The following is a 25,471-nucleotide window of genomic DNA, read 5'->3' as shown; positions in this document are numbered from 1 at the left end:
AGAGGCCTGTATAGACCATCAATGACAACAGACGGTTTAACCAACGGCGTATAATGATGTGCCTTGCACGGAAAAAGGAACGTCAGCCATTCCTAAGAGACGCGAAGGGCAAAAAACGGCGTAGATTCTGCCAGTTTGAAGGGGCTTCACCATCTCGATGATCTGGTAAAAGCGGCGGTTTTTCCCGCACCCGCCCCGCACTGGGTGGGGCCTCCAGCATGAAATTACCATCGAAAACACGTATCAGCTCCAGCTTCCCAAGAGCTGCATCGGGTATGACGACCGGCTGCCCCGGTGTCAGATAATGCACCCGCCCGACAGCCACGCCCCCTGTAAGGCCTGTCTGTCCCCGTGTGACGATATGCTCACCCTCCTCTGGAGGAAGACTCTGGTTATAATACATAAGCCGGGGATAGGGTGTATTATCACCAATCATCATGGCATCCCCGCCGCTACTCTGCAATGTAACGGGAATACGGCTAGCGGCATCTTCAATCAGCAGGACACGCACAACATGCGGCCCTACCTCGCTGACACGCCCAACAAGCCCGACAGCATCCACCGCCAAACTGCCCTGCTGCACCTTATGGTCGCCCACTTCCAACAGGACCGCCCGCAAATAAGGGCCGCTCTCATCCCGAACAACCCACCCACTGACATAGTCCTTGGAATCTTCCGTTCCCCAATGGAGGGCCGCCTTCAGGCGGGCATTCTCCTGCCGGAGAGTCTGAGCCTCGCCATACCAATAAGCGAGCTGGCGGTTCTCCTGCCTTAGGCGGGCATTAGACGCCAAAAGATCGCCCACGCCCTGTAGCGTTAGCTGCCATTTATGAAACTGCCGTTGTGGAAAGAGAAGAGCTTGATAGGTAGGCCCCACACTCTGTACCGCCGCCATACGCAGCTGTATGGCCTTACCCGGCCATATCTGTCCGGCCAGCACAATCCCCACCGCCAGAAAGACCATGACCGGCAGAACCAGCCCGGCCAGAAGCTGGCGTGTGTGAATGGAGACCATAAGCCCGCCTCCCCCCTCCGTTCAGCCCTGAGACCAGAGCCTTGTTGACAGAAAAGGATTAGTACATGCTGCTCAGAACACTGCGAAGCTGCTGCATATGCTCCAGAGTGCGCCCCGTCCCCACGGCTACGCAGGACAGCGCATTCTCGGCAACAACAACCGGCAGACCTGTGGCATTCCGCAGCACGTCATCCAAACGCCGCAGCAGCGCACCACCACCAGAAAGGACAATGCCCTTCTCCACAATATCAGCAGCTAGCTCCGGTGGCGTATGTTCCAGAACGGTTGCCACAGCATCAATGATATGGCCTACCGGCTCCTGAAGAGCCTCCGCAATCTGCGCCTCACTAACGGTGATCTCACGAGGGACACCATTCAGCAGGTCACGCCCCTTGAGCGGCATGGTCCGTTCTTCGGTCTGCGTATTGGGGTCGAACGTAGCGGCACCAAGATCAATCTTAATCCGCTCGGCAGAACTTTCCCCGATCATGAGATTATAGTTGCGGCGGATATAGGCCATAATAGCCTCGTCCATCTGGTCGCCACCAACCCGAACGGAACGGGCATAGACGATACCCCCGAGAGAAATCACAGCAACCTCGGTTGTACCACCCCCGATGTCCACAATCATGCTGCCGGATGGCTCTGTCACGGCCAAGCCTGCCCCGATAGCAGCCGCCATGGGCTCCTCAATCAGATACACCTTCCGAGCCCCGGCGCTCTCTGCACTTTCCTGAATAGCCCGGCGCTCCACAGCAGTGGAACCAGACGGAACGCAGATGACAATTTGTGAGCTAAAAAAGGACCGGCGATTATGAACTTTGCGGATGAAATGCTTGATCATTTCCTCCGCACTCTCAAAGTCGGCGATAACGCCGTCCCGCAATGGGCGGATGGCCTGAATATTTCCCGGTGTACGGCCAACCATCAGTTTGGCCTCATTCCCCACTGCCAGAACCTGTCTGCGCCCGCGCACTTCTGTTACAGCGACAACGGAAGGCTCACTCAGCACCACACCACGACCCTTGACATAAACAAGGGTGTTAGCAGTGCCAAGATCGATCGCCATATCAGCGGAAATGAGCCCCAACAGACGAGAGAACATTCAAAACTCCTGGCCGGATAGCCCCGTGCTCACGGGGAGTGGAAATAATCAAGAACACCATCCACAGCATTCGCCGCAAATTATAGAGCCCCACAACAGTTCAGCAAGGCCATATTCCCACCCTGGGCAATATTTTTTCGCAGAAAACTCCGCTTTAATTACCGTACAGTAACATTCAGCCTCTTACTGTAACAGAGTCTGAACCGGTGACTGACACAGACGCACCCATCAAGCCACCGGCTATCTTTTTATTCTTCAGACAGACAGTTCTTCTGGCTCACCACGTGTACGCTTTACCAGCAACTTGTTCAGTGCATGAATATAGGCCCGGGCAGCTGATACAACCGTATCAGCATCACTTCCCTGCCCATCCACCAAGCGGCCACCCTCCTGAAGACGGACCGTCGTGCGGGCTTGAGCATCAGTCCCTTCTGTAACATTGGCCACAGAGAACAATGCCAACGTTGCCTCATGCGGGAATGCTTCCCCAATAGCCCGGAAAACAGCATCCACAGGTCCATTACCCGTAGAAGACACATGGCGGGCCTCACCATCAACCTCGACATCCAGCACTACCTGAGCAGCGTGCTGCGTGCCGCCCTGCAACTCCAGAGAGGTCAGACGGACGCGCTCATGGTCACGGCTTTCATCATCGACCAGTGCCCGCACATCATCATCGAAGACAATCTTCTTATGGTCTGCCAGTGTTTTGAAACGCTGGAAAGCAGCATTGACGGTCTCTTCTGTCAGACCCTCATACCCCAGAGCCTTCAGCTTATCCCGGAAGGCAGCACGGCCAGAATGTTTACCCAGTACCAGAGACGTGCTCGTCCAGCCCACGCTTTCCGGCGTCATGATCTCATAGGTGCCAGCATGCTTCAGGATACCATCCTGATGAATACCACTCTCATGAGCAAAAGCATTCCGTCCCACGATGGCCTTGTTCGGCTGGACGTCAAAACCCGTGATCGTAGCCAGCAGACGGGACATGCCCAGCAGGCGGGGTGTCTCGATGCCCGTTTCCATGCCATAGCGGTCATGACGGGTCCGCAGGGCCATCACGACCTCTTCCAAAGCCGCATTACCAGCACGCTCGCCAATACCGTTAATCGTACATTCGATCTGCCGGGCACCACCCTCAACCGCTGCCAGCGTATTGCCTACAGCCAGCCCCAGATCGTTATGATTATGCGTGGAGAAAATGACCTGATCCGCACCCGGTACACGCTCCTTCAGCATAGTGAAGATGCGTTCCATCTCGTCCGGTGTCGCAAAACCAACCGTATCGGGGATGTTGATGGTCGTTGCCCCATTGGCAATGGCTGTTTCCACACAGCGGCACAGGAAGTCCGGCTCCGTGCGGGAACCATCTTCGGCCGACCATTCCACGTCATCTGTATAACGACGGGATTCCTTGTTACCAAAAGCGATCAGCTCAAGCACCCGCTCCGGCTCCATCCGCAGCTTGTACTTCATATGCAGCGGAGATGTGGAGATGAAGTTATGGATACGCCCACGCCGTGCGCCCTTAATGGCCTTACCAGCGGCTTCAATATCCTTAGGGGCACTACGGGCCAAACCACAGATGACAGGGCCATCCACGTTATCGGCAATCTGCTTCACGCTCTCGAAGTCACCTTCCGAGGCTGCCGGGAAGCCTGCCTCGATGACATCCACGCCCAGAGCGGCCAGGGCATGGGCCATGCGCAGCTTTTCACCCAAATTCATGGAGAAGCCGGGGGACTGCTCACCATCACGCAGGGTCGTATCGAAAATAATGATACGATTATCGGCAATATGACCAAAGGAAGGATGCTGAAAAGACATGAATACGCCCTACTCTAAAAATCTACGAAAGGTCCAAAAAGGGAGGTTTTACCCCTGAACGCAGCAAAGCACCTGCTCGCCCGTATGGCGTTCAGGGGTTCATAAGTCGTAGAAGGAGGGCGCTAAAAAATGTCATTGCCCGGGCAGGGTAGCGGGCAATGACAAATGATGCAAGCGACTACCAGACTTTTTTTACAGTATCCCCCTCCGCTGCCGTAGGAAGTAGCCGTCAATGGCCTGCTTCATGGCCTGCGTGATCTGCGTTCTATGAGCAGCTCGCCGTAGGGCCTGTTCATCCAGATGATTGGACATGAAGCCCATTTCCACCAGAACAGAGGGAATATCACCTGACTTCAACACTCTGAAGGCGGCATGTCGGGAGGGATGATGCAGAAGCTGGATACGATTCTGGAATGAACGGATCACACTAGCCGCCATATGGGCCGACCCCCGACGTGTTTCCTCATGCACGAGGCTGTTGAGGATTTCCTCCACATCCGGCGGTACACCAGCCACACCCGGCCCGGCAAAACGATCCGCACTGTTCTCCGTCTCTGCCAGCATGGCCGTCTGCCTATCCGAGGCATTGCCGGAAAGCGTATAAACACTGGCCCCACGAATATCAGATTGATGCAGTGCATCCGCATGCATGGAAATGAATAAATCTGCCTTATGACGATGGGCTAGCTCCACCCGCCCCGCCAACGGAATAAAACGGTCATCTTTCCGGCTCAGCACGACATCATATTTACCAGAAGCCATGAGAAGATTGTGCAGCTCTGTCGCAGCCGCCACGGCAATATGTTTCTCATACGTTCCAGAAACACCAATGGCCCCGGGGTCTTTTCCACCGTGGCCGGGGTCGAGCATGATAACGGGTTTAGGTGGCGGAACCCTACGGAGCACGGCAGGAGCCTGCCCGGCATGTAGTCCCGCCCTCTTTAAATGAAGGGAAGCTCCATGGACCACACCATGACGCGCAGCCAAAGCACCCCCTCCACCAGCTAACAACACCCCACTGGCCGCCCCGCCCAACAGATGGCGGCGTGTCAGCTTTGCCATGGCGATCCTCCTCTGCGTTCGGTCCACGACACCACCTTATCTTCAAACACGGCTCCCCAGCCTCTTCCATTCCATTAAGCGATCCCTCCTAGCACGGGAACCGCCTTCCCATTTTCTTTGATTAACACCTCGCTACAGAACCTCACATAAACAGGGAAAAATGGCTTTATTCCGCCCGTTCCACTGCCCATCAACTACCCACTTGCCATCAGCCCTGATTTAGGCCATTGTCACCGAGCAGAAGCCCGGAGCTCCAATGCACTCCCGCCCTTAAAAATGGGCTGGCAGGACCGCATCAGGCAGGGCCCGCAATGCAGTACCTTCTCCGCGCCGTTTGGTGCAGATAGCCCGGGACAATTGTTCCCGGTGTGCTCACACCCTGGCAGGAAGGCTGCATCCGAACCACCGGCATCCCACCTGGATGGCATCGCCATCCCCTAGGCGGGCTGCATCAATTCCCGATGGCAGGACCTGCCATCAGCGTGTTTACCAGAGGCTGCAATGCTGTTCTGTGTTATCCCATCTGGCGCCCCTAACAGGATGTGCGCCCGCAAGAAACCGGATCACCTGCCCTCTGTCGACCAAGACAATCGGCGCATACAGGGCCATGACCCATGCGCCACGGAGTCCAGTCCTTCATGACAAAGCAGATGCTCATAGACGCCACACACGCCGAAGAAACCCGCGTTGTGGTCATGAACGGCAAGCGCATTGAAGATTATGATGTCGAGACATCAGCGCGCCGTCAGCTTAAAGGCAATATTTACCTCGCCAAGGTCATCCGTGTAGAACCGAGCCTTCAGGCTGCCTTCGTAGATTACGGCGGCAATCGCCACGGTTTTCTGGCCTTCAGCGAAATCCACCCCGATTATTTCCAAATCCCCGTCGCCGACCGGGAAAAACTTCTTGCCCTTCAGGAAGAAGAATATGCTGCTGAGCAGCGCAACCGGGACAACGATACCGATGATGAGGAGCTAGACGAAGACGCTCTCTCCGACACGGATGAACCCGGCCCGGAAATTGTCAGCGGTGAACATGATACCGGTGACGAACAAAGTGCCAGCCGTCGCATGGCGCGGTTCCTGCGTAATTATCGCATTCAGGAAGTCATCCGCCGCCGGCAGGTCATCCTTGTGCAGGTCGTCAAGGAAGAGCGTGGGAACAAAGGCGCTGCTCTGACAACCTACCTCTCCCTCGCTGGTCGCTATGGCGTGCTGATGCCCAACGCTCTGCGTGGTGGTGGGGTTTCCCGCAAGATCACCTCCGAGACCGACCGCCGCCGCCTGCGGGACATCGTTAGCAAGCTAGACCTGCCCCGGACAATGGCCATGATCATCCGCACAGCGGGTGCTGGCCGCCCGGAAGCGGAGATCACCAAAGATTGCGACTATCTCCTCCAGCTCTGGGACAATATCCGCACCCATGCGCTTTCCTCCATCGCTCCAGCGTTGATCTATGAGGAAGCAAGCCTGATCAAGCGGGCTATCCGGGACCTCTTCACACGGGACATCGAGACTGTTCTGGTGGATGGAGAAGAGGCGTGGAAGAATACGAAAGAATTCGCCCGCCTGCTGATGCCTCACAATGCCAGCCGCATCCGCATGTGGCAGAATAGAGGGCAGAATCTTTTCTCCCACTATCAGGTGGAAAGCCATCTGGAAGCCATGTTCTCCCCAACGGTCAAGCTGGAGTCCGGTGGCTATATCGTCATCAACCAGACTGAAGCTCTCGTTGCAATTGACGTTAACTCCGGCAAGTCTACCTCTCAGCGCAATATTGAGGAAACGGCCCTCCGTACCAATCTGGAAGCCGCCGAGGAAGTTGCTCGCCAGTTGCGTCTGCGTGACTTGGCTGGGCTAATCGTGATCGACTTCATCGACATGGAGAGCCGCCGCCACAACAGTCAGGTGGAAAAGCGTCTCAAAGATGCGCTCCGGATGGACCGTGCCCGCATCCAGCTAGGCCGCATTTCCCATTTCGGGCTGCTCGAAATGTCCCGCCAGCGTTTGCGCCCCTCCATTGCAGAAAGCATGCTCAGCCCCTGCCCGCACTGTCAGGGAACAGGGTTCATCCGTGGTGTGGAGAGCATGGCCCTGCAAGTTCTCCGTAGTGTCGAGGATGAAGCTAGCCGCCGCCATTCGTCCGATATCATCGTACATGTCAGCCCCAGCATCGTCCTTTACATGCTCAACAGCAAACGGGCGGCCATCAGCCAGCTTGAGCAGCGGCATAACATGACCATTCGCTTCGAAAATGACGAAAGCCTGCCGGAAGGTGAGCTGCGTATCGAACGGCTGGCATCACGGCAGAAGCCCTCTCGTGAGGAAAACCCTGTCACCACGGTTCGCACAATCGACATCACAGAAGGGTCCGCTCCTGCCGCCACGCCGGAAACCAGCCCCAAAGCCGATGCCGAGCATGTTCAGGAAAAGCAAGAAAGCAGCAGCGAAGGAGAACCCCGCCGCCGCCGCCGCCGCCGTCGTGGTGGCCGGCGTAACGAGCAGGATAGTCAGGACATTCAGGCCGAAACCGCTCCCCAAAAGGATGTGGCTCCAGCAGAGGCTGAAACTGCCAATACCAGCAAAGCCACTTCTGAAGATGATGGACAGGCTCTCATGCCCGGTCGTCGTCGTACCAGAACACGGCGTGTTACAACCTCTTCCCAGTCTGCCAATCAACCTGCACCAGCAGCACATCGGGATGAGGAAGAGCAGAAAGCTCGCCGCCGTGAGCGTCCAGCTCGGCGTCGTCCAGCTCGCCAGCAGGAAGAACGGGATACTGTGCAGGACTCTGCAATCTATCAGGGGCCAACACCGGCCAACCCGTTCCAGGGAGCAGGTATTGATATTTTCGACATGATGGAACAGCAGGAAAGCCTCAGGGCTGCCCAGTCCCATGATGACGAGATCACCGTTGCGGATGAACCAACGCCTCCCCACCATCGCCAGAAACCGGCTCGCCCGGCAGCAGAGGCCGTGAGTGTGGAAGGCCACGGGGACACTGAAGACGAGAAACCCGCTCGCCGCTCACGCACCCGTCGGCGTCCAGCAACACGCAGCCGCATTGTTGTTGATCAGGCTCAGGATGAAGACGACAATCAAGTTGTCAAAATCCCCTCCCGTCCGGTTGACCCTGCTGAGGTTGAGGAAGAAACGGCCCGCCGTCAGGCTCGCCGTCCCCGCCCTCGCCGCCGCCCGGCACGCAACGAAGCAACAGAGACTGTTGCTGACACGCAAGCCGTGGAGGCAGCTCCCGCACCGGTTACGGCCGTAGAGACTGAGGCTGTGCCAGAAGCAACGACGGAGGAAAAACCCGCCCGTCGTCGGCGTCCTGCACGGCGCAAGAAGGCTGAACCTGCGGAAGAAGCTCCCTCTGCCCCCAAGGTAGAAGAAGCCGCCCCAGCTGAAAATGCTGTAGCGCCACAGCCAGTCAACATTGATGAGACAAAACCCAAAAAACGGCGTGTGGGCTGGTGGCGGCGTTAAAAGCCACCACCACCGTAACAGGCTCTAAAAAAAGGGCGGCCAGATTACACTCTGATCGCCCTTTTCTTTATCTGGTCCTAACTAAAGACCTTAACGGCACACGCTGTTATTGCCATCCTGTGCGATGAATGTGCCTGTCAAAGGCTGGAAACAGGCATTACGGGCGCAGCTATTTCCAACTGTCAGGCTGCGGCTATACACACCTGCACCCGTTCTAGCCTGTTCATGTAGGGCCGTACCGCACAGCGGCGTATTAACCGGGGCAGACGGAAGGTTCGTTTTCGTCCGATCGGAAGAAGCAACATCTCCCCCACTACCAGAAGGAGCCCCCGCAAAGCTCTGAATCGCTGGATGCTGTGCCGCTGCGTCCTGCCGTGTAGGTGGCGTACTGGCACAACCCGCCAGTATACCTCCCATCACAAACATTAGGCCGCACCCCCGTATTGCCATAACGACCTTATGCATCATATCCCTCTCATCACCCTGACCTTGTTACTGCCCTTCACACAAATAAATGCAGCAACACTTATAAGCTAAACTCGCCTTGCTGAGCCTGCTGACCAACCCTCTCGGGGTCCAACTGGGCCTCTCGGACACCATCTGCAAAAGAAAGCCGGACCCGGCTCCGTTCCGGCACAGCCTTGGAAGAAGTGACCGCACGGCCCGCTTCATCCTGCACCAAAACATAGCCACGTTCCAGAATGGCCCGAGGGGATACTGCCTTCAGATGACGAGCAACCCCTTCCAACTGTGTTCTTTGAAGATTCATCTGGGACTGCACAGTCTCTACCCGTAGCGGAGAGCGCAAAAGATGCATATGGCACCCCTGTATGTATCTCTCCCATCCAGACTTCAGCCGCCCTGCCTGCGTTTCCACAAGGCTGCGCCGCTGCCCCAATACAGTTTCCACAGCTGGCAGATGATAGGCAGACTGCCCCAACCGAGCACGAGCCCGCATTACAAAACCCGGTAAGGCTAATTCCAACCTCTGGGCACGGTCATCCAGCCGCATCCGGGCTGTATCCAACAGCCCCGGCAGGTCTGGCATCCGGGCGGCCACAGCCTGCAATCGCAGCCCCTGACGCTGTAATATCCCCGCCATCCCCCCGGAAAGTCGGGCTGTCCGATGGGTAAGGTCCGCCAACAATTCCGACCGAAGGGGCACAGCCATTTCAGCTGCAGCCGTGGGTGTCGGGGCCCGCTGATCGGCGGCATAATCAACAAGGGTCGTATCCGTCTCATGCCCCACAGCAGAAATGACTGGCAGCGGGCAGGCAGCAACGGCCCGCACCACAGCTTCGTCATTAAAAGCCATGAGGTCTTCCAACGAGCCCCCACCACGAGCCACAATCAGCACATCCGGCGGGGTGGGCAAAGCGCTCATAGCCTGCACAGCATGGACAATTTGGCGTGCGGCCCCTTCCCCCTGCACAGCCACAGGCCAGAGCACAATATCCCGTGGGAAGCGGCGGGAAATGGTCGTGCAGATATCATGCAGCACGGCCCCGGATCGGGATGTCACAACCCCCACGCAACGGGGCAGGAAGGGAATAGGTTTCTTACGGTCTGACTGGAAGAGCCCTTCATCCCGCAACCGGATACGCAGAGCCTCAATCCGGGCGAGAAGAGCCCCCTCGCCAGCAAACTCCATCCTGTCGATGATGAGCTGGTAGTTCGAGCGTTCACCGTAAGAGGAAATCTTCCCCGTAGCGATAACCTCCGTACCATTCTCCGGCACCATACCCAGCCGAGAGACATTACCCCGCCAGATAACACCAGAAATTTTCCCACCTTCATCCTTGAGGGAGAGATAAACATGGCCAGAAGCGTAACGCTTCATTTCCGTGATCTCACCACGGACACGCACACGCCCGAACGTCCCCTCCAGCACACGTTTGATCGCCGAGGAAATCGACCCGACAGAATATTCCGGTATGTTGCTGCTCCCCGAACCCGTGCCGCTCTGCGGCCCGGTGGGAGAAAGAAGGCTCTCTCGTTCCATAATATGGCCATTCTATGCTAAATGAGGGACAACGTGAAAGCGGCTATCTTCACCGCACGACATAATAAAGGGAAACAGAATGCGCGTACTTCTGGTCGGTTCAGGTGGACGGGAACATGCCCTCGCCACAGCCATTGCCCGGTCCCCTCTACTGGACACACTCTTTGCCGCTCCCGGCAATCCCGGCATGGCGGACTGCGCCCGCTGCGTTTCCATCGCTGCCGATGACATCCCCGGCCTGGTCGAGTTTGCCAAAAAAGAAAAGATCGACCTTGTTGTACCGGGGCCGGAAGTCTCCCTTGTAGCGGGCCTGACCGACGCCTGCCAGCAGGCGGGCATCGCCTGTGCTGGCCCCTCCAAAGCAGCCGCTGCGCTGGAGGGTAGTAAAGCCTTCACCAAAGAAGTCGCCGATGCAGCTGGTATCCCTACCGCTCGCTGGCAGCGTTTCGATACCAATAGCAGCACAGACGCCGCTAAGGCTTATGTGCGTGAACAGGGTGCCCCTATCGTCATCAAAGCGGATGGTCTGGCTGCCGGTAAAGGCGTGGTCGTCGCCCAAAGCGTAGATGAAGCACTGGATGCCATCGACCGCCTTGGCCTGCCGTTGGTTATTGAGGAATGTCTCGTCGGACGGGAAGTGTCCCTCTTCGCCTTCTGCGCCGATGACAAAGCCAGCCTGATTGGAGCTGCACGAGACCATAAGCGGGTCGGCGATGGGGATACTGGGCCGAACACAGGCGGCATGGGGGCTATCTGCCCGCCACCGGATTTTGACCGTACAGCACAGGAAGCCGCACTGGACCTCACTGTCCGCCCGATGCTGGCAGAAATGGTACGCCGTGGTACGCCCTTCCGTGGCGTGATCTTCGCTGGCCTGATGCTGACGGAAGAAGGCCCGAAGCTCATCGAATACAACGTGCGCTTTGGTGACCCGGAAGCTCAGGCCCTGCTCATCCGTCTGGAAAGCGACCTTCTTCCAGCCCTTAAGGCTCTGGCAGAAGGCACACTGTCTGAAGACAGTATCCGCTTTTCGGACAAACCATCCATTTCTCTGGTGCTGGCTGCCAAAGGTTATCCGGATGCGCCCATCAAGGGGGGGGTCATTTCCGGACTGGACCGGACGGAACAGCTTCCCGGCGTGTCCGTCTTCCATGCAGGAACAAAACTGGATGGCGACAAGCTGCTGGCCAATGGTGGGCGTGTTCTGACCATCTGCGCCACAGGCCCCACGGCAGCCAAGGCCCGCTCCCGTGCTTATGAGGCAGCAGCAACCATCCAATGGGATGACAAGATGCTCCGTAGCGACATCGGACTGTAAGACTTTCCCCATGTGCTACAAAACAGGCCCGGCTCATTTCCATGGGCCGGGCATGTTTTACATTGATAATCCAGCCTGTTCAGCTCTCTGTATCGGATAACAGAGCGGGTAACTCCCATAGGCTATCCAGCTGGTAATTTGGCTTCAAAGCCTTACAAACCTCTGCCACACCGTGCCCGTAGCTAGCCCAGCAGACATCCATGCCGAGGTTCTGAGCAAAATTAATATCCGCTGTTGTATCGCCCACCATGAGGAACTGTTCTGCTTTCCAACCCGGTAAGAAATGGGCCAGACGCTGGGTGAACACTTCTTTCTCCGGCTTGCGGGGCAGCCCTTCTTCGGCACCAATGGCAGCCTCGAAGAAGTCTTCCAACTGGAACCGGGCAAGGCTGTGCCGCAGAGTAGGCCCGTGCTTATTGCTCACAGCGACCAGCCGGTAACCTCGCCCCTGTAAAATCTGTAGCACCTCATGAACGCCATCATACAGGTAGGTTTCTTCCTCATCCGCTTGGGTGTAACGCTTACGATAGGCTGCAACGTAACGCTGTGCCTCCTCCATCGAGGCACCTTCATCTACGATGCTCTGGTAAAAACCCTGTAGCGCATCTCCCTTACCCAAACGCTCCTGCAAATAGGAACGGGGCGGAGGCGTGCGGTCAATATCCTCGAAAGCCTCCTCCAGACTCCGCAGGATGGCAGGGCGTGTCTCAGCCAGCGTACCATCATAATCCAGCAGAAGAATGGGATAGCGTAACATGGGCTGTTCCTTACTCTCTATTCTGGCCAGACCGGGCCATGAGCTGCTCCAGCCCTGCTGTCAGGACTGTGGTGTCATCCGTCACTGGAATCATGCCAGCATAATGACCTTCCGGTGACATGACCACGAAAGATGGGGCAGGCTGATAATATGTCTGCCCCGGCTCCAGCGCATAGGGAGCATGGAACAGGCGTGTCATGGCCTGTGTCATGTTCGGGGTCGCAAAAACCGGGAAGATGTGCGGGGCTACACCCATCACATAATCTTTCAGCGTGTCGGGGTCTTCCGCTCTGGCATCCAGCGAAACGACCAATGGCAGAGTCTTCCGGCCTTTTTGCTTCATCGTGACGAGTGTCTGGTCCAGAGCCTTAAGCGGCGGCTGGCAACGCTCAGGCGGGCAACGTGGGTCCACAAACCAAACAACTGTCCATGATCCTTGGAAATCACCCTCCGTCACCATTCCCCCGCCGAGGGAAAAGACACGGAAAGACCCGCCCACCGCATTGCCCTGCGTATGAACCCGTGCCCCTTCGTTCGTGCCAGTCGAGAGATAATATCCCCCATAACCCAGCAATCCCGCCAACAGGATCAGACCAAGAACAACCCACCCTGCACGGCGAACCTTCTTCTTGGGGTCCAGCCCGTTCTTGTCCCCAGCCTGCTGAACAGTCATGCCGTTATCTCCCCTCTTCTTTCCCACTGGCCTTAATGAGCCTCACCCCAGTTCTGGCCAAGCCCTGTCTCCACAGACAAAGCGACATCCAATGTAGCCACGGATTCCATAACCTCTTTTACAAGAGCTGCCGTCTTTTCAGCCTCATCATTCGGGACTTCAAAAAGAAGTTCATCATGCACCTGAAGCAGCATCCGTGCCTTCAATCCAGCATCGGCCAGTCTCTCTGGCAGACGGACCATCGCTTTCTTAATAATGTCCGCAGCACCGCCCTGTAGAGGGGCATTAATGGCCTGACGCTCGGCATAGGAACGCTGTGCTGCCTGACGGGCTTTGATACCCGGCACATAACAACGGCGACCGAAGGGAGTCAGCACATAGCCCTTTTCCCGAGCTTCCTCCTTCATCGTCTCCATGTAGTCCCGGATGCCGGGATAACGTTCAAAATAAGCATCAATATAGCGTTTGGCTTCGCCCTGCGGCACCTGAAGCTGCCGGGCCAGACCAAAGGCCGAAATACCGTAAATAATACCGAAATTGATGGCCTTAGCCCGCCGCCTTGTCAGTGGGTCCATCTCTTCCAGCGGGATGCCGAACACTTCGGAAGCTGTGCGTGCGTGAATGTCCTGCCCATGACGGAAAGCGTCCAAAAGCGGCTCAATCTGCGCCACATGGGCCAAAAGGCGTAACTCAATCTGGCTATAGTCGGCAGATAGAAGCTTATACCCCGGCGCTGCCACGAAGGCCTGACGGATACGGGCACCTTCCTCCGTGCGAATGGGAATATTCTGGAGGTTCGGCTCGTTGGAGGAAAGACGCCCCGTGGTCGTAGTCGTCATCTGAAAAGTCGTATGCACACGCTGGGTCTTCGGGTTCATCAGCTTAAGCAGCGCATCCGCATAAGTAGATTTCAACTTGGCCAGACGCCGCCAGTTCAGAATAGCCGTGGGAAGGTCATGCCCCTGCTCGGCAAGTTCCTCCAGAACACGGGAGTCTGTGCCCCATGCGCCCGTCTTGGTGCGTTTACCACCGGGGAGCCCCATCTCATCAAACAGAATCTCCCCTAGCTGCTTAGGCGAACCAATATTGAAGGACCGCCCAGCCCGATCGTAAATCCCCTGCTCCATCTCCGTCATACGGGTGGCGAAATCTTCCGACAAACGGCGCAGCTCATCGGCATCGACCCGCACACCCTCTTCTTCCATGCGTTCCAGAACGGCAATAAGTGGACGTTCCATTTCTTCATACAGAGCCGTAGCCTTCTGACGAGGAAGGGTTACACGCAGCACCTCCCAGAGGCGGAGCGTCACATCGGCATCTTCCGCCGCATAGGCGGTGGCCCTGTCCAGCGGCACCTGTGTGAACGGGATGCGGTTACGGCCTGTTCCCGTTACCTCATCATAAGAGATGGGCGTATGATCCAGATGCAGACGGGAGAGTTCATCCATGCCCTGACCATGCGCTCCAGCAGACTGGGCGTAGGAAAGCAGCATCGTGTCATCCAACGGGGCGATGACCTCCAAACCTGCCTGCCGCAGGATGGTGAGGTCATATTTCGCATTTTGGAAAATCTTCAACACCGTATTATCGGCCATCAGCGGGGCAAGCTGCTCCAGCGTGGCTTTTACCGCCATCTGTTCGCCGACAGGGGCTTCCAGCGTGCCTTCATGACGGAACGGCACATAACACGCCTTCCCCGGAGCTACGGCCAGAGACAAACCAACAATCTCGGCCGTGCGGGCGTTTAGGCCGGTCGTTTCCGTATCCACAGCTACCCGTCCTGCGGCACGGGCGGCGGCGATCCACTGGGCTAGCGTATCCTTATCGGTCACGGTCTCATAGGGGCCGAAGGAGGCCTCACTACGGGGAACATTCCCAACATCCTGCCCCTCTTCCGTGGCTGAAGCAGGGCTGGCGGCGGGCTTGCGCTGCGCCGGATGGCGGGCTTTGCCCCCAAAACCCATACGCTGGAGAATGGAAGAAAAGCCCATGCTCTCCAGCCAGCTCCGCAGCGTCTCGGCATCAGGTTCCCGAGGACGCAGCTCCTCCACGGGGGTAGGCACAGCCACATCATCCGCCAAAAGAACCAACTGGCGGGAAATACGGGCCCCCTCAGCATGGTCGATGAGATTTTGCCGCCTCTTGGAAGGCTTCATGCTGGGAGCCGCCTCCAGAACAGCCTCCAGCGACCCATATTCGTTGATAAGCTGTGCTGCCCCTTTGGGACCGATCCCCGGCACGCCCGGTACATTATCGGTGGAATCTCCCATGAGGGCCTGCACATCCACCACCTTATCCGGCGTCACACCAAATTTAGCTTCGACCTCGGCCAGACCGATGGGCTTTTGCTTCATCGGGTCCTTCAAGGACACACCGGGGCGAATAAGCTGCATCAGGTCTTTATCTGACGAAATGATGGTACAGCTACCACCCTGCTCTACGACCAGACGCGCATAAGTTGCCAGCAGATCATCCGCCTCCCAGCCCGGCAGCTCAATGGCCGGAATCCCGAACTGGTCCGTTGCCTGACGGATGAGGTCGAACTGGGGTCGCAGGTCTTCCGGCGGTTCGGGACGATGGGCTTTATAATCGGGGTAAATATCGTTACGGAACGTCTTACGGCCTGCATCAAAGATCACGGCCATCGGCTGGCCTTCATGCTCTCTCATGAGCTGCAAGAGCATGTTGGTGAAGCCGTAAACGGCGTTGACGGGTACACCCTCCGGATTACTCATGTGGCGAATGGCAAAGAAGGCACGGAAAATGAACCCCGAACCATCCACCAGAACCAGATGTGTGTTTTTTGACGTCACGCCGTCTTTCTCCCCTGCCCATGCTGGCAGATCAGTCTTACAGATGCTTTCTTCTCTAGCCGATTTCAGACGTTTTAAAAACGGTCCCCCGTCTGTCATAGCCGTATTTCTGCTCATGGCTTTGCTTGAGGGGTGCCAGACTCTCCCTACCCCCCAGACTTTGCCCCACCGCCCTGCCGAGGCTGCCTTCATCCCTGCTAGTACGCAGATTACTCTTTCCGATGGCAAGCAGGCTCCAGTACGGCTTTATGAACCAACGCCCCCTCTTCGAGGCGTTATTCTGGCCTTTCACGGCTTCGGGGACAGCCGAGACGCTTGGGAGGTCATAGCTCCCCCTCTAAACAGAGCGGGCTTTCTCATCGTGGCACCAGATGTACGGAGTTTTGGGGAATTCCCGGCTCATGGAAACTGGAGCTCAACAGGCCGTATGATTGCCGATGCCGTGGAGGAAGCACGCTGGTGCCAACACCGCTGGCCCGGCCAGCCCCTCTATCTGATGGGGGAAAGCATGGGCGGCGCCCTTGCCCTTCTCACCAGCACGAGCTTACCTGCCCCCCGTCCTAATGGACTGATCCTACTAGCCCCGGCCATCATGTCGATTGGTGAGCCGTGGCAGAGCCTTCTAGAGGGCTGGAATCTCATAACACCACAGGCACGGCTAACAGGTGCACATGTACCGGGACATCATGTCGCCACGGGCAATCTCACAGCCCTGCGCCGCATGTTCTTCGACCCGCTAACCCGCCACGAGACAAACGTCCACGCCCTACGAGGGCTAACGCATCTAATGGCCCGTGCATTGGAGGCCGTGCCCTCTGTACAGACACCAACCCTACTTATCTGGGGAGATCGAGACCAATTTGTCCCGGCCTCGGCCACACATCACCTTATCCAGCAATCCCCTCAGGACCTCTTCCGGTTGGACGAACTGCCCCGTGGTTATCACCTCATCACCCGTGAACCACATGACCGCCCGGCCAAAGACATCATCTCGTGGTTGGAGCAGCCGGGGCATTTTCTGCCCTCCGGCGGGGACAGTGCCGCCACTATGTGGCTCTGGCTGGAGCAGACACGCTAAACAGAATGGAAAAAAGAACAGATTAAGGGCTAGGCAAACAAGCTCCTTCCCGTTAAAAGTACCGCCAACGGGGACCCGTAGCTCAGCTGGATAGAGCGTTGCCCTCCGAAGGCAAAGGTCGCGCGTTCGAATCGCGCCGGGTCCACCATCAAAAAATCCTAAAATCGATCACAATGGGGCATATTTCAGCCCCTTGCCGTTGTCTTTCCTTCACAACTTCCATCGTGGCAACGTACCCGGTACCTGCCTCGCCTCTAGTATGAAATTAAGCCTCTGGCAGCTCGTAACGAGATGAAGGAGAGCCTAGCACTGTCTCCCTACACCTCGTAACGATGCCAACAGGTGAAGAGCTTTCACCTCACCCCAGCAGCTCCTGCCCTATGTAATGGCCATCAAGACGCCCCGGACAGGCGAAAAGGCCGCTGCCGATGTGGGTTGTGTATTGGTTCATCATGTCGAACTTAGACATGCGTTCGAATATCTTCGTAAAGGCTGTGCGAGGGTCCTGCTGATAGGCAAGAAACATCAGCCCCGCATCAAACTCATTACCCTGACGCCACGGGGGCCAGCGTTCGGCAATGTAACTTAGGCCATTATCGTAGGAATAAGACCGCCTCAGCAACTCTGCCCCACCATTCTCTTGCGGCGCAGCAAGGCGGGCGTGTGCATTTTCAGGCGTAATGGGGTTGCCGTCTTTATCCGTCTGCTTCAGCGTTAATGGTTCATATTCATGATGCCCCCCAATAGGGGCACCACTCTGCTTCTGACGCCCCATTGTCTGTTCCTGAAAACCCGTGTTCGTCCTGTCCCAATGTTCCAGAGCGATGCGAATAATGCGGGCTACAAGGTAGGTCCCACCCTGCATCCACGGTTTATCCGTAGGGGCTGCCCACAACACACGATCCGCCACAGCGGGGTTAGTAATATCAGGCTGTATGGTTCCATCCTTAAAGCCCATGAGGTTACGACCCGTCTGGTGCTTCGCAAAATCCGGGGAAAAGCCCGTTTGTGCCCAGCGCGGCGTTGCGACATTGTCCGCCAGACGGGCAAGGATGCGTATGGCATGAAAGGCCGTTTGCGGGTCTGTTGCACAGCTCTGTACGCATAGATCCCCCCCTGTATGGGCAGGAACAAGCTGATCCCCTGTAAAACGAGGCAGATCCTCCAACGGGGCTGGGCGGCAGGCCGCCAGACCATACCGATCTTTCCCGTCCTTCATGAACAATCCCGGGCCAAAACCGAAAGTAAGGGTCAGAGTGCCGGGCTCCAGCCCTTCCACATCTCCGGAATCAACAAGATGAGGGGCTGACTCATGCTTCATCAAGGCATCGGCCGCCTCTGTCCATTTCTGCATGAGGGCCGCTATGTCGGATTTCTTGTCTGTCGTAAGATCAAACGTAATGAAATACAGAAACGGTAACTGCGGCAATGTAATGCCGGGCTGATGCTGTATCCGGGCAGGCAGCGCAAAGCTGACTGTCGGTTTCATCAGCTCCAGCCCTGCCAACCCCAACGCCCCACCCAAAAGACGGCGACGGGAAAGAAAAGATGTCATGGCTCTACTCTCACGGGAGGGCAACATTGAGGGTATTCATATCGTCTTCGACATAATAGAAACCCTTATTGTCCGGCGTCATGGCTAGACCGAACAGGTCCCCATTACCGGGAGGCTGCTGTGCCTGATCATTATCAACCCACTGAGCATAGAGCTGCTTCTTCGCCACCGGGTCGATCTCAACAACCTGCCCGTTGCGCCCGTTCGCTACCAGAAGATGATGACCCGGCACCCAGATCATCGCCAATGGCCAATTAAGAAGCTGCCCTTTGGTGATGACACGCCCCACCGCATCATTCTTTCGTGTGACGGGCGTTGTCCGGTTTACAGCATCATCAATGGCGGTCACTTCTTCATCGTAACCATCCGTAACGTACAATGTGCCGTCACTATCCAAAGCAAGCCCTGTAGGCCCAAAGAGGAAGTTATCACGGTCGGCACGGCCAGCAAAACCACTTGCAATGATCGTCTGCTTATCCAGAACTGGGGGCTGCCCCTGAGGGATATGCAGATTGAAACGCAGAACAGTCGCATTATGCAAGATGGGCGGGTAGTGCGTTACAGGGTCCAAAACATAAGGGCTTGGCAGCCCTGCCGCCGCCATAGAAATAAAGAGCGTTGCCGTATCCCCATTATCTATGCTCGCAATATTCCCCCAAGGCCCTGTTATATCTGGCCCCTTCCATGCGGTAGCGAATTTTCCATTGGCATCGAAAACAAGAAGGCACCCGTCCCCCTTCGTGCCTGTTGTGCCATCCTTGCTTGGTGTACTACCTACAATAACCCAGCCAGACTTCAGAACCGTCAGTGCTGTCGTAAAGCCAATCCCTCCCGGACAGGCTGGTAGATTGGCCGGCGCACTGGCAAAAAGCCTTATATTCTTAGTAACAGGGGAGTAAGCGACAATCGTTGTCCCCGTCCCCTGTAGATTATTTACATTATTAAAGTTGGTAATAAGAACCTCATCCTTCTTCAGGCTGCCCACATCCTGCGGCACGAGATAAATAGCGTAAGGATTGAGGTCTCCATTCCCCGGACTGGTGGAGGCCAGCATGGCATGACGATGGATAGTCTCCAGAAAGCCCCTTGGTGCGGCCTCTCCTGCCTGCTCGCCATACATTAGAGCTATCGTCAAGCAGACCAGCCCCGGTAACATTCGGTAAAAAACACACTTCATGAGAGGCCTCCTACAGGGCAATGTTTGCGCGTAGACCAAGGACCGCAATGTCCTTCACGCGCCTGTCAGGATGGAGAGTGTTTGGAACACCACCTGACGGATTGAAAATGTACTGAAAGTCGGGCTGTAGCTGGAGCCAACCTGTCATCTGGCACTGATACATCAGCTCCATATAGGTTTCCCCGCTCTGGGCAGGTGTGTAGGCCCCACTATAAAAACGGGTGGCCTTGTCGAACTTGGCCAGTGCTTTACTGAAATGCGTATAGCCCATGGCAAGGCCTAACGTGTCATCTTGACGATACGGCAGCGGGTCTTTTAACGTAAACCCAAAGTTCAGACTGAAGTCATTCGGAACACGGTTAGACTGCGGCGTTCCCATTGCACGCCCGAAAACATTAAATGTCCGGTTAGGGTCATAATGGCTATGCCACAGCATTTGATCCACAACCGCATATAAGCTGAAAGCACCACGATGCTGACGAGGCACCCCGCTACTCGCCGGAGAAGCAAGTGGAATATGGGTATTATCCCAATACTGATCATAAAAAGGCTCGGAATCGTACCATGCACCAAGACGATATACCCGAGAAAGCGCATCGGCCTGATCTGGTGAGACCATCGCCCCCAGAGCAGGGTAAACATATTGGAACTCGACAAGAGCCAGAACACCACGGTTCAGAACAAAGCTCGTCCCAGACCGGTTGCTCTTCTGTGCATCCACACTAACATTATGGGCAGGACTGCCACTAAATACACCAGCCTGCACATAGAGTGGTGTGGCCATCCAATATTTTGCCCGCACACCCAGTGAAGATAACGGATAGGCCGGGCCACCTCCGGGCAGATCAGCAGAGGGCACCATGGGCCAGCCAAACATCGTATTAGCAAAGACAAGCGCATTGCTGCTGACCATCCATTCCTGATCAAGACTCTGCTGGCCTATTTTGATGTCCAAAGCCTGCTGGTCGAGGAATTTCTGGTCAAACCACATTTCCCACAAGCGTGTGGAGCGGTCAGCCTCAATACCGCTGATCGTCTGGGCAACCTGCAAGTTATCATCACTCAGATTACGCCCGTGTATCTGCTCCATACTGACCTGGAAGGTACCCCCATACCAGCCAAAGGCACGCTGTGTATTGAGCTGCAACACAGCCACGGTCAGCCCATCATAAGCGGCTCCTTTACGTGTTCCCCCCGTCACATTGCCGAAGATCTCTGACGTCTCCTGCAAAGCGAACACCAGCCCCGCCTTCCCCATGGCTGTCCGCAACCCCCACATGCTGCCAAGCAAATTGGAATCACGTTTCCAATTCGAAAGAAAACCAAAAGGACCATCCGCATTCTCATCACCGGCTGCCGCAGCGTTCCCCAGATTGACCATCGGCGCACGGGCATAAGCCGCAGTAGCCATAACGAAAGACAGAGCACCAAGCGCTACAGCCCGTGTAACGCAGTGCAACAAGCGGGATTGCAGCTTTCTAGAGAGAATGGACGGGTTCATGACGGCCTGCTAGTTGTAAATGATTCTTATTACTAAGATAGACGAAACCTCTTTTGCAATTGAAAATTGATTCTCATTCGCATTTTGTGCACACTCTCAATATCCGCAGCTCCGCCACAAATATGGCAGACACCACACAGAGAGAACGGAAGCATCCGACAGGTAAAAACTACCGTGCAGTAGGGGCAGCCCCTAACTCTCGCTTATGACCGGGCTGGAAGTACCTCCCTTGGTCTTTTACTCATTCAACTCACTTCCATTCTTGAGACACCAGAGAGGCCACATCATCATGCTTTCCTCCTCATGGATTTTCTGGGCCTTACTTTCGGCTGGTTTTGCAGCACTGACAGCCCTGTGCGCCAAGATCGGCGTCAGCACTATTGATTCCGACCTCGCCACTTTTATCCGTACACTGGTCATTCTTGGCGTACTGGGCACGATCCTGCTGGTAACAGGTAAGTTTCATAGCACCGAAGGATTCAACCCACGGGCCTGCCTGTTCCTTCTGCTCTCCGGGCTGGCAACAGGGGCTTCATGGCTGTGTTATTTTCGTGCGCTCAAAATGGGAGATGCCGTCCGTGTGGCCCCACTCGACAAACTAAGTGTCGTCTTTGTTGCCATCCTCGGCGTCACAGTGCTGGGAGAACAGCTCTCCGTTAAAGGCTGGCTGGGTATCGCATTTATCGGGTTGGGGGCCATATTGGTTTCCCTAAGCTGAACAGCCCCCCCTTCCTGTTCAGGCATAAAAAAAGAACGGACCTGACGAGCAGATCCGTTCTTCCCGAAGATGAACCTTTCTGGGAGAGGGCTTACCCTCCCCCATCAACATTATTCGCCTTCTTTGTCAGCCTGTTCCTCTGTGGAGGCAGGCTCTTCCGTTGTCGCTACAGGGGCCAGACGGCTAGCGAAGTTACAAGCCATCAGGTAGCAGACCACCGCCGTGCCGAGGGAGGCAAAGGCTGTTTCACGCTCGGCTGGATTGATCAGCATGGCCACAAACACCAGAACAATGGCAGCCAGACACAGGATGCTGAAATACGGGAAAAGCGGCAGCGCAAAATGCTTGCTGGTCCCGGCTCTCTTACTACGACCACGCAGTACGATGTATGTGGTGGAGATCAGGGCATATGTCAGCAGGATAAGACCGCCACTACAGTTCAGCAGGAAGCCAAAAATCTCACTCGGTGCAAAGATCGAGGAGAATGCCACCAACAGACCAGCACCGGAGCTGATCGTAATAGCCATACGAGGGGCCTTGTCCGGTGATGTACGCACCAAGAAAGCAGGCGCATCACCCTGAATAGCCAGCTCTGTCAGAATACGGGACGTAATGTACATGCTGGAGTTCAGGCAGGACAGAACGGCACTGAGAATAGCAATCTGCATAATCAGCGCAGCACCCGGCACACCCATGATCTTGAGCACGGCCACGAACGGGGACTTACCCGGATACAGGGTCCACCACGGAACGATCATCGTGATCAAACAAATGGAGGAGACGTAGAACATCATGATACGCAGGCCGAGCGTCCGTGTCACACGGGAGACATTCTCGCCCGGGTCAGATGTCTCAGAAGCTGCCACGGTGGAGATCTCGGATCCCATCATGGTGAACAGCACGGTCGGCACCAGTGCTAGCAACGGCACGACACCATTCGGGAACAGACCACGCTGGCCGAACAGGTTATGATGAACAGGAACACCCGGCCCAAACACGTGCAGAACGAACAGCAGCGACAGCAGGATAAAGGCCACAATGGTGAAGACTTTGACGCTGGAGAGCCAGAACTCACACTCACCAAAGATCTTAGGCGCAAAGAAGTTGACGAGCTTCATGCAAAGAATGAGCACGACAGCCAGCAGCCAGACCGGCAGATGAATCCAGTCCCGCAGCATCATGGCACCAGCGATAGCTTCCGAGCCAATCACAACTACCCAGAAGAACCAGTACAGCCAGCCAGAGGCAAAGCCGATCCGATCCCCGTGGGCGAGGCGGATATACTCCACAAAAGAGCCACGGCCAGGGTCACTGACAACGATCTCGCCAAGCATCCGCATGATCGCCATAATCAGGAATCCAACGGCCACGAAAACAAGTGCGATGCCCGGCCCCGCTTTGGCGATGGCGGCACTGCTCCCGACAAACAGCCCGGCGCCAATCACGCCGCCAAGGGCGATCATCGCAATATGACGACTCGAAAGTCCTTTATCTTCGGACAGAGTCTGGTCAGTGGTGGGTTCCTTCATGAAAAGGTCCTTATGAATAGTTGGCTGTGCAAGTTGCCCATCCCATGGATGGTAGGCTCCCCGCTAAGTCATTCCCATTTTGTAACATCCCCTCTCAAAAGGGAAGCCGGAACAGCATAAAACCCTGCCCCTACTAGAAATGACGATAAAAATACAGCTCCAGCACACCGGACGTTCCGTGGATAGGAGGGATTTCCATGCCACTCGGCACACCCGACTTTGCCAGTGCTTTCCCCGCTGGCCCCGCAAAAGCAACGCCACCGGTAATCGCTCCCGATGTATTACCATCAAACGTATATTCTGCGGAGAAATCAAGCTCATCTGACATATGGCTCCCGACATTACTCGGCAGCCCAGAGCCTGTTGGGTAGAGAAAAGACAGGTCATAAAAATGCAGACCTAGCTTCAACTCGTCCTCCTTCCGCAGCAGATGAACAGGCGGGACACCCGTCAAATCCACCTGATGCACCTCCATGTTGGAGAGTGGAGAGAGATACATACCCGTAATCTCTCCCGGCCAAAACCCACCATATGTATAACGGCGACCATCGTACAAAAAGTACGTATCGTAATTATGCTTTGTCCGGCTCTGCGGGTTCTTTCCCCCACTAAAGCGGGTATAGCGGTAGAAGATATGAGGCTTCCACGGCAGGGTCGTAAATGTGTAGCCTGGCTCTATGTAGGTTGCATAGGCACTAACCCCTTTATACCCATTTCCGGCGTGGCTGTTCTGCTCAGAAACAAACGTGCCGTAGAGGGTAAAATTCTTCGAGATTCCTAGCGCCTTGATCGGCACAAACGTACCGCCCCAACCCAGCTGGGTTACATTCATACCCTGACGGTCTCCACGATTGGCGTAGTCATAGGCAGCACCGATATTTGCCTTCCGTACATGGAAGTAAGCCAGCGTCAGATAAGCCGCTCTATCCTCATAGGAAGAGCCACCATCCCCACCCGGTTTGCTTCGGAACCATGTAATATCAAACCCTTCGAACTTTGTCTCTGGGCGGTCATAATTCCGGTTCTGCTTATTATTGGTATTATTCTCCAACATGAAGACATCCGCACGGAGCTTCTTACCCTGATACTTGATGACACCCGGACCAGAAAAAGCAAAACGGGGCGCATACCACCACGCACCACGATCGCCAGAGCTATAAGCCCCTTTCCCCATCAGAAAGCCATCATCAATCTGGAACTTCTGCCGCCCCCCTTCGATAATCAGCTTTCTCTCACTATTGAAGGGCAAATCTATTCCCAGATTGGCTTCCTCCAACGTAACGGCACGAGGGGTTCGTGTGGTCTGGGACACACTCTCAGCATCCCCATCCCCCAATGTCGTAGACCCAATGGCTGAAGCCTGCCCGAATACACTGAAACCCCACGGGGTTTTCCATTGCCCAGCAATTATGGGCTTGCCATACAGCTCGGCATAGGTCGTGTCCTTGATCAAGGCATAACCACCTGTCCGCCGCTCACGGTAAGAGCCTGTACCGTAATTAGTATTTGGCAGAAAGAATGCATCCCCCCCAATATCCAGAGAAGCCTTGATCGAGATATTCTTTGTAGAAACAAGTGTTTGGTCAGCATAGGCGTCAGAAATCGCATAGACGTTGCCCAAAGCGGCCAACGAAACGAAGAGCTTCCGCATTTTTGCTGACATATGAGAAACCTTTTAGGAATGTTCTTCTTCATTTCATTGCAGAATAATTCCTAAATGTCTATCGCTTGACCAGTCTATATATCAAAACAATCTATAATTTACTTATGATATATAGCTTTTTTTCGTTGTCATATCTTCCAGAAATTACAGCCCAAAATTACGCTCTGGCAGGCAGTTTATTAACCTTTCTGCT

General features: G+C 55.7%; 18 protein-coding genes and 1 tRNA gene. 5 read left to right on the top strand and 14 right to left on the bottom strand.

Going from position 1 to position 25,471, the window contains the following annotated elements; genetic code table 11:
• Positions 1-82: 82 nt before the first annotated feature.
• The 4 genes from mreC to AL01_RS06165 form a co-directional block, all read right to left on the bottom strand.
• The gene (gene mreC / locus AL01_RS06180) at positions 83-1,015 is read right to left on the bottom strand and encodes a rod shape-determining protein MreC (RefSeq protein ID WP_077396578.1); all 933 of its coding nucleotides are present in this window, start codon (positions 1,013-1,015) and stop codon (positions 83-85) included.
• A gap of 58 nt (positions 1,016-1,073) precedes the next feature.
• On the bottom strand, positions 1,074-2,120 hold the full coding sequence (locus AL01_RS06175) for a rod shape-determining protein (RefSeq protein WP_077396577.1): 1,047 nt from the start codon (positions 2,118-2,120) through the stop codon (positions 1,074-1,076).
• 255 nt (positions 2,121-2,375) lie between these two features.
• On the bottom strand, positions 2,376-3,947 hold the full coding sequence (locus tag AL01_RS06170) for a 2-isopropylmalate synthase (protein ID WP_077396576.1): 1,572 nt from the start codon (positions 3,945-3,947) through the stop codon (positions 2,376-2,378).
• A gap of 192 nt (positions 3,948-4,139) precedes the next feature.
• Positions 4,140-5,009, bottom strand: coding sequence for an N-acetylmuramoyl-L-alanine amidase family protein (locus tag AL01_RS06165; protein WP_077396575.1), 870 nt, complete (start codon positions 5,007-5,009; stop codon positions 4,140-4,142).
• A 638-nt stretch (positions 5,010-5,647) separates the two neighbouring features.
• On the opposite strand from AL01_RS06165, the gene AL01_RS06160 reads away from it, so the two are divergent.
• Positions 5,648-8,494, top strand: coding sequence for an Rne/Rng family ribonuclease (locus AL01_RS06160; RefSeq protein WP_164468760.1), 2,847 nt, complete (start codon positions 5,648-5,650; stop codon positions 8,492-8,494).
• Positions 8,495-8,584: 90 nt separating this feature from the next.
• Here the strand turns inward: AL01_RS06160 and AL01_RS06155 are convergent, their stop codons facing one another.
• Both AL01_RS06155 and xseA read right to left on the bottom strand, forming a co-directional pair.
• The gene (locus tag AL01_RS06155) at positions 8,585-8,962 is read right to left on the bottom strand and encodes a hypothetical protein (RefSeq protein ID WP_241502733.1); all 378 of its coding nucleotides are present in this window, start codon (positions 8,960-8,962) and stop codon (positions 8,585-8,587) included.
• Between the two features lie 58 nt (positions 8,963-9,020).
• Entirely contained in the window at positions 9,021-10,496 is a 1,476-nt protein-coding gene (gene xseA / locus AL01_RS06150) for an exodeoxyribonuclease VII large subunit (RefSeq protein ID WP_077396574.1), read from the bottom strand.
• A 79-nt stretch (positions 10,497-10,575) separates the two neighbouring features.
• Here xseA and purD point away from each other — a divergent pair, with 79 nt between their 5' ends.
• Positions 10,576-11,814, top strand: coding sequence for a phosphoribosylamine--glycine ligase (gene purD / locus AL01_RS06145; protein WP_077396573.1), 1,239 nt, complete (start codon positions 10,576-10,578; stop codon positions 11,812-11,814).
• 79 nt (positions 11,815-11,893) lie between these two features.
• Here purD and AL01_RS06140 read toward each other — a convergent pair whose 3' ends face one another.
• The 3 genes from AL01_RS06140 to polA are packed head-to-tail and all read right to left on the bottom strand — an operon-like array spanning position 11,894 to position 16,057.
• On the bottom strand, positions 11,894-12,571 hold the full coding sequence (locus AL01_RS06140; protein WP_077396572.1) for an HAD family hydrolase: 678 nt from the start codon (positions 12,569-12,571) through the stop codon (positions 11,894-11,896).
• A gap of 10 nt (positions 12,572-12,581) precedes the next feature.
• Positions 12,582-13,244, bottom strand: coding sequence for an SCO family protein (locus tag AL01_RS06135; protein ID WP_077396571.1), 663 nt, complete (start codon positions 13,242-13,244; stop codon positions 12,582-12,584).
• 32 nt (positions 13,245-13,276) lie between these two features.
• Complete coding sequence (polA, locus tag AL01_RS06130) at positions 13,277-16,057, bottom strand: DNA polymerase I (RefSeq protein WP_241502744.1); 2,781 nt, start codon at positions 16,055-16,057, stop codon at positions 13,277-13,279.
• 115 nt (positions 16,058-16,172) lie between these two features.
• Here polA and AL01_RS06125 point away from each other — a divergent pair, with 115 nt between their 5' ends.
• On the top strand, positions 16,173-17,135 hold the full coding sequence (locus AL01_RS06125; protein ID WP_077396569.1) for an alpha/beta fold hydrolase: 963 nt from the start codon (positions 16,173-16,175) through the stop codon (positions 17,133-17,135).
• Positions 17,136-17,206: 71 nt separating this feature from the next.
• Positions 17,207-17,283, top strand: a tRNA-Arg gene (locus AL01_RS06120).
• 210 nt (positions 17,284-17,493) lie between these two features.
• Here AL01_RS06120 and AL01_RS06115 read toward each other — a convergent pair.
• The 3 genes from AL01_RS06115 to AL01_RS06105 are packed head-to-tail and all read right to left on the bottom strand — an operon-like array spanning position 17,494 to position 21,368.
• The gene (locus tag AL01_RS06115) at positions 17,494-18,690 is read right to left on the bottom strand and encodes a Dyp-type peroxidase (RefSeq protein ID WP_077396568.1); all 1,197 of its coding nucleotides are present in this window, start codon (positions 18,688-18,690) and stop codon (positions 17,494-17,496) included.
• 10 nt (positions 18,691-18,700) lie between these two features.
• Positions 18,701-19,867: an NHL repeat-containing protein gene (locus AL01_RS06110; protein ID WP_241502732.1), complete on the bottom strand. Its 1,167-nt coding sequence runs from the start codon at positions 19,865-19,867 to the stop codon at positions 18,701-18,703.
• A 10-nt stretch (positions 19,868-19,877) separates the two neighbouring features.
• On the bottom strand, positions 19,878-21,368 hold the full coding sequence (locus AL01_RS06105) for a carbohydrate porin (RefSeq protein ID WP_077396567.1): 1,491 nt from the start codon (positions 21,366-21,368) through the stop codon (positions 19,878-19,880).
• Positions 21,369-21,657: 289 nt separating this feature from the next.
• Between AL01_RS06105 and AL01_RS06100 the strand changes: the two genes are divergently transcribed.
• On the top strand, positions 21,658-22,086 hold the full coding sequence (locus tag AL01_RS06100) for an EamA family transporter (protein WP_143280710.1): 429 nt from the start codon (positions 21,658-21,660) through the stop codon (positions 22,084-22,086).
• Positions 22,087-22,196: 110 nt separating this feature from the next.
• On the opposite strand, the gene AL01_RS06095 is transcribed toward AL01_RS06100, so the two are convergent.
• Positions 22,197-23,615 (bottom strand): amino acid permease, encoded by a 1,419-nt coding sequence (locus AL01_RS06095; protein WP_077396566.1) that lies wholly within the window; start codon positions 23,613-23,615, stop codon positions 22,197-22,199.
• Between the two features lie 133 nt (positions 23,616-23,748).
• Positions 23,749-25,278 carry an alginate export family protein gene (locus AL01_RS06090; RefSeq protein WP_241502731.1) on the bottom strand — a complete coding sequence of 510 codons (1,530 nt, stop codon included), beginning with the start codon at positions 25,276-25,278 and terminating at the stop codon, positions 23,749-23,751.
• Between the last annotated feature and the right edge of the window lie 193 nt (positions 25,279-25,471).

The sequence above is a fragment of the Bombella intestini genome (assembly GCF_002003665.1).
GTDB lineage: Bacteria > Pseudomonadota > Alphaproteobacteria > Acetobacterales > Acetobacteraceae > Bombella > Bombella intestini.
This window is presented reverse-complemented; position numbering and strand designations above follow the sequence as displayed.